The 4,284-nt window shown below is 67.1% G+C and carries 4 protein-coding genes; 3 read left to right on the top strand and 1 reads right to left on the bottom strand.

The features are described 5' to 3' along the window. Positions 1-226: 226 nt before the first annotated feature. Positions 227-1,462 (bottom strand): hypothetical protein, encoded by a 1,236-nt coding sequence (locus KDH09_00455; GenBank protein ID MCB0218136.1) that lies wholly within the window; start codon positions 1,460-1,462, stop codon positions 227-229. Positions 1,463-2,450: 988 nt separating this feature from the next. On the opposite strand from KDH09_00455, the gene KDH09_00450 reads away from it, so the two are divergent. Genes KDH09_00450 through KDH09_00440 form a run of 3 tightly spaced genes read left to right on the top strand, consistent with a single transcriptional unit; the run spans position 2,451 to position 4,134 of the window. Continuing rightward, positions 2,451-3,269, top strand: a complete 819-nt coding sequence (locus KDH09_00450) for a hypothetical protein (GenBank protein ID MCB0218135.1) — start codon at positions 2,451-2,453, stop codon at positions 3,267-3,269. Further along, a complete protein-coding gene (locus KDH09_00445) occupies positions 3,266-3,886 on the top strand; it encodes a sigma-70 family RNA polymerase sigma factor (protein ID MCB0218134.1) in 621 nt (206 codons plus the stop codon). Before KDH09_00450 ends, KDH09_00445 begins: the two co-directional genes overlap by 4 nt. Beyond that, a complete protein-coding gene (locus KDH09_00440) occupies positions 3,883-4,134 on the top strand; it encodes a hypothetical protein (GenBank protein ID MCB0218133.1) in 252 nt (83 codons plus the stop codon). Before KDH09_00445 ends, KDH09_00440 begins: the two co-directional genes overlap by 4 nt. The last annotated feature ends 150 nt before the right edge of the window (positions 4,135-4,284 follow it).

Here is a 4,284-nt window from a genome sequence, read left to right as displayed (position 1 = left end):
CGGCGTGGGCATCGACGAGATCCCCGAATCCGGCGAATTCGACGAAGCCTGACGCGCCCTCGAACGCCGCTGCCCCGCCTTCTACATATGGATGCCGGTCCGCCGCGGAACCACGCGCAACGCCGCCCTGTTCGGAGCTGCGACGTCGCTTGGGCTACCGGCGCTTGCTTTTCGGCGCAGAAGCTGCTCATTAACTGGCACGCACCACACGCATCCCCCGCTCCCGTCACAGCTTGGCGAACCCGAAGGCGCCCGGCGCGCCCAGCGCATCTCCCTCGACGATCACGAAGACCTCGCTGCCCGTGCTGCTCGGAAACACGAAGCGCCCGTGGGAGCTGGTGACCACTGGGGAATCCTTGAAGCACGGAAGCGGAATCACGGGCTGTTCGGCCAGAAACGTGTCCTCGAACACGTGCACGTCCAGGTCGGAGGTGCCGAGGCTCGAATCCCCAATCGCGTAGACCTTGTGGGCCGCTGCCGAGTGGGACACATGTCGTACCTTGATTCCGAGCGAGCCGTTGTAGGTCATGTCGTCGGCCTTGACCGCCGATGACTTGAAGACGTTGCCGCAGCGGCTGAAGATGCGATCCCCAGTTTCGCTCATCCAGATGTCGTTGCAGGCTTTGAAACCCTTCGTGATGTTATCGTAAAGGTACTGGGCGGCGCCGTACTGGATCTCCCATTTCTCGATGGTCCCGAGGCTCAGCGGGTCCGCCGAATAGAAGTAGAGCCCGGACGGGTCGAGGGCCACGTGCGCCTTCGCATAGATGGACTGCGTGAGAGTTTCCGCTCCAGTGTTCAGATCGATGCTGTGCACCTTCACCCACTGGTCCCATTCCGGAAACACGTACGCGAACCCGTTACCAGCCAACAAGATGTCGCCCGTTTCCGCCGTGACTCCCAGCGTCTTCTGGATGGTTCCGGTGGTCAGGTCGACCAGAGAGAGGTAGCCGTCGTACCCGACTGCGGCCTGAGCTCCGTTCGGGCCGACAGACACTGCCAGGGGCGGAAGGATCAGAGGCACCGTGACTTCCGTCTTGGTCGCCGGGTTGAAGATGTGCAGCGTGTCTGGGCCGGCGCTGATTGTCACGATGCGGTCCAGGGCCTTGCTGTACTCGGCATCCACGACCTTGTAGCCGAGGTTGTAGACGCCACATGAGCTGGTTCCGCCACCACCGCCGGATCCAGAGACACCCCCGGTTCCCCCGCTGCCCGTGCCGCCGATTCCCGCAGCTCCGGCGAGGCCACCGCTCCCGCCCTGCCCGCCGGTTCCGCCGCTGGCCCCGCTACCTCCAACACCACCGGTGCCGCCAATGCCACCCGAACCACCGATGCCACCCGCGCCGACGGCGCCAGTTCCGCCGCTGCCACCGTTGCCTGCATCGTTGGCGCTACCGCCAGCGCCACCAGACGACGGAGTGCATGCGCACTCGCTGTAGCGTGAACCGTCTTCTGCGCACACTTGGGTTCCCGGCGAGCCATCCGCGCAGGCACACGTAACCTGTTGATGTGGCGTGCATCCCGCGGCGCCGCAAGCACAGGCGTCGAAGCTACCGGACGTGGTGCACACCTGGGTTCCGGAGCAAGCCGCGGGGCCGGAGCACGCTTTGCTCTCTCCCGCCGTACAGCTCGATGACTGCTCGGACTTCCCGGAACACGCTGCCCCCGCCGACAATGCGATCAATAGAAGCCCGCCCACGGCGAGCACCCGCTTGGAATACGACATCTTCACTCCCCGACCCCCGAGTCACCCGAGGTCTTGGGTGATTGTCGCAACCCTCTGTGAAGATTTCGTGACGAACGAGCCTAAAGTCGCGCGGCTCTCGTTCGATTGCGACATATCCTGTCGCTGAAACGGAAGATCGCCAGACGATATGTCTTGACTCTGCCGGTCGCGGTTCCGGCCTGCTCACCCGCCGCCGTAAAGCCCCGCGTCGCTCGGTTTGTAGATCGGGACGTCGCCCTTGCATACGCATTGGCTGGTACGTGAGGGGTCGTCGGCGCAGATTCCGGAGCCCAACGGCCGTCCTGGCAGTGGCAAACGTACGTCTTCAATGGCGCGCACACTGGCGTCCAGCTGCCGCTGGCGCAGTCGTCGAAGCCGCCGCCGTTCGGGTAGCACACTTGCTTCGTCTCGCAGTCGTCCACCATGCTGCAGGCGCGGGTCTCGCGCGGTGAGCACACGGGTTTGTCCTTGGCGCATGCCGAGGCATGCCATTGCTGCCACCAGCACTGCCGGTGCCACCGCCAATCAACGCGCGATGTTCTTCATGAGCGTTCGCGAGTGTCGCGGACCAATGTGAATTTCGCCCAGAATGGACCCCACTCGTGGCGTTGGGTCGCGTAGCGTGCCGCGCGGACGGGACGATTTTTTCGTCACACCCGGCGCTCCTCGGGGGTTCCCGGGTCAGGAGCCGACGCAGGGTTGGCGACCGGACAAGGAGAATCCCGTGAACACTGTCGAAATTGGCAAGCGAGCCCTCAGCACCATTCGGGGCAACAAGGCGCTTTGGTTCTTCGGCTTTTTCGTGGCCAGCTCTGGTGCCGGCGGCGCCGGGGGCCGTCCGGGTCACGGTGGCGGTCCGGTACCGATCTGGGTGTGGCTCGCCGTCGCGGCGGCCGTGGTGTGTGCCGGGGCCTTTTTGATCCTGCACGTGCTGAGCGAGGCGGCCCTGATCGAGGGCGTGGTGCGCCAGCGGAGCGGCGAACGACTGGGAGTCGGCGCAGGCCTGCGCGACGCGCGCCGGCACTTCTTTCGCCTGCTCGGATTCAAGGCGGGCGCACTGGGGCTCGCCTTCCTGGGCGTGGCCGTGCTGGCAGCACCGGCCCTGGCCGCCGCGTTGGGCGTGCTCCCGGCCGCGCTGGGAATCGGCATCTCCCTCGTGCTCGCCGTGCCCGGCGTGATCGCCTTGCTGACGCTGGCGCTGCTCTACGAGTACGGCATGCGCGCGATCGTCCTGGAAGAGCGCACCGCCGGCGATGCCTGGCGTGCGGCACGTCGCCGTCTTTCCGGACATCTGGTCGACGGCACGCAGCTGTTGCTGCTCAGCTTCGCCGGTCAGCTCGGCGGCAACGCTCTCGCGTTCGTCGCGGTGCTGCCGGGCCTGGGCGCCGGCCTCATCGCCTACGCATTCGGCGGACTGCCCGTTGCCATCGCTCTGGGTGCGCTGGTGGCGCTCCCCTTCCTGGTGCCGGTGATCGGCGCGACGGCGAGCTTCCGCTCGTCGGTGTGGACCCTCGGCTACCTCGAGGGCCGGGAGGCGCGGTGAGTCTCGCGCTGGTCTTTGCTCTGCTGCTCGGAGGCGATCCCGCCTCCGAGCGCTCCGAAGAAGAGGTGCAAGCCCTGGTAGCTGCGGTCCGCGGCGGCGACCGGGACGCGGCCCAAAGCCTGTACGTGCTGTACGCCGCCCGGTTGTTCCGGGCGGTGCGACCTTTGTGCTTCTCCGATGCCGAAGCCGAAGACATGGTGCAAGACACGTTCGTGAAGGCCCTGACCGCGCTGGACCGCTACCAACCGCGACCGGGCATTCGCTTCGTCGCGTGGCTCTCCACCGTTGCGCTCAACACCACGCGGAAGCGTGCGCGACGCCGCCGGTTCGAGATCCCGACGGAGCCCAAGGAGCGGAGCGCCGGGTCGGAAGCCGACACCGTTGCCGAGGCCGACCGGAAGCGGCTCCGGCACGCGTTGCTCGAGGCCTTGGAGCGGTTGCCGGAACGTGACCGGCAGGTCATCGCGCTGCGCTACGGCGCGGAGCTGTCGGCACCGGAGGTGGCGGAGATTGTCGGCGTCTCCGCGGCCAGCGTCCGCAAGATCTGCGAGCGGAGGCGAGCGGAGCTGCTCGCGCGCCTCCGCCAACGAGCCCACCCCCTGGAGGAAACCGCATGACGAGCCCTGAAGAACGCGAGCTCCGTGACCTATTCGCCGTGTTGGAGCCAAGCCCCGCGCGTCTCGAGAGCGTCGGTCGGAGAGTGCTCTCCGAGCACGCGCTGGAGCAGCAATCCCTTGCGCAGGAATGGATCGAGCTGCTCCGGGCGCGCCCCGCGAACATCGGCTACGTCGCCGCCGCGGCCGCCGCGCTGCTCCTGCTTTCGCCCATGGGCGCGCTGCTGCTCGGGGCGCTCCGCGCCGTGTGAGCGTCGTCCCGGGCGCGGCGCGACGGGGATCGCGCCGGACCAACAAGCAAACGAAGAAGGCGCTGGGGTGGGCGTCCCCCAAAGTGGCGCGGCGTCGCGGGAAATCGCGTTGCACTTTGCTGGCGCGGTTTGTCGACGAGTTGGCGCCGG

This window comes from Chrysiogenia bacterium (assembly GCA_020434085.1).
In the GTDB taxonomy this organism is placed as follows: Bacteria; JAGRBM01; JAGRBM01; order JAGRBM01; family JAGRBM01; genus JAGRBM01.
The sequence above is the reverse complement of the archived record's forward strand: the minus strand, read 5'-3'. Positions and strand labels throughout refer to the sequence as shown.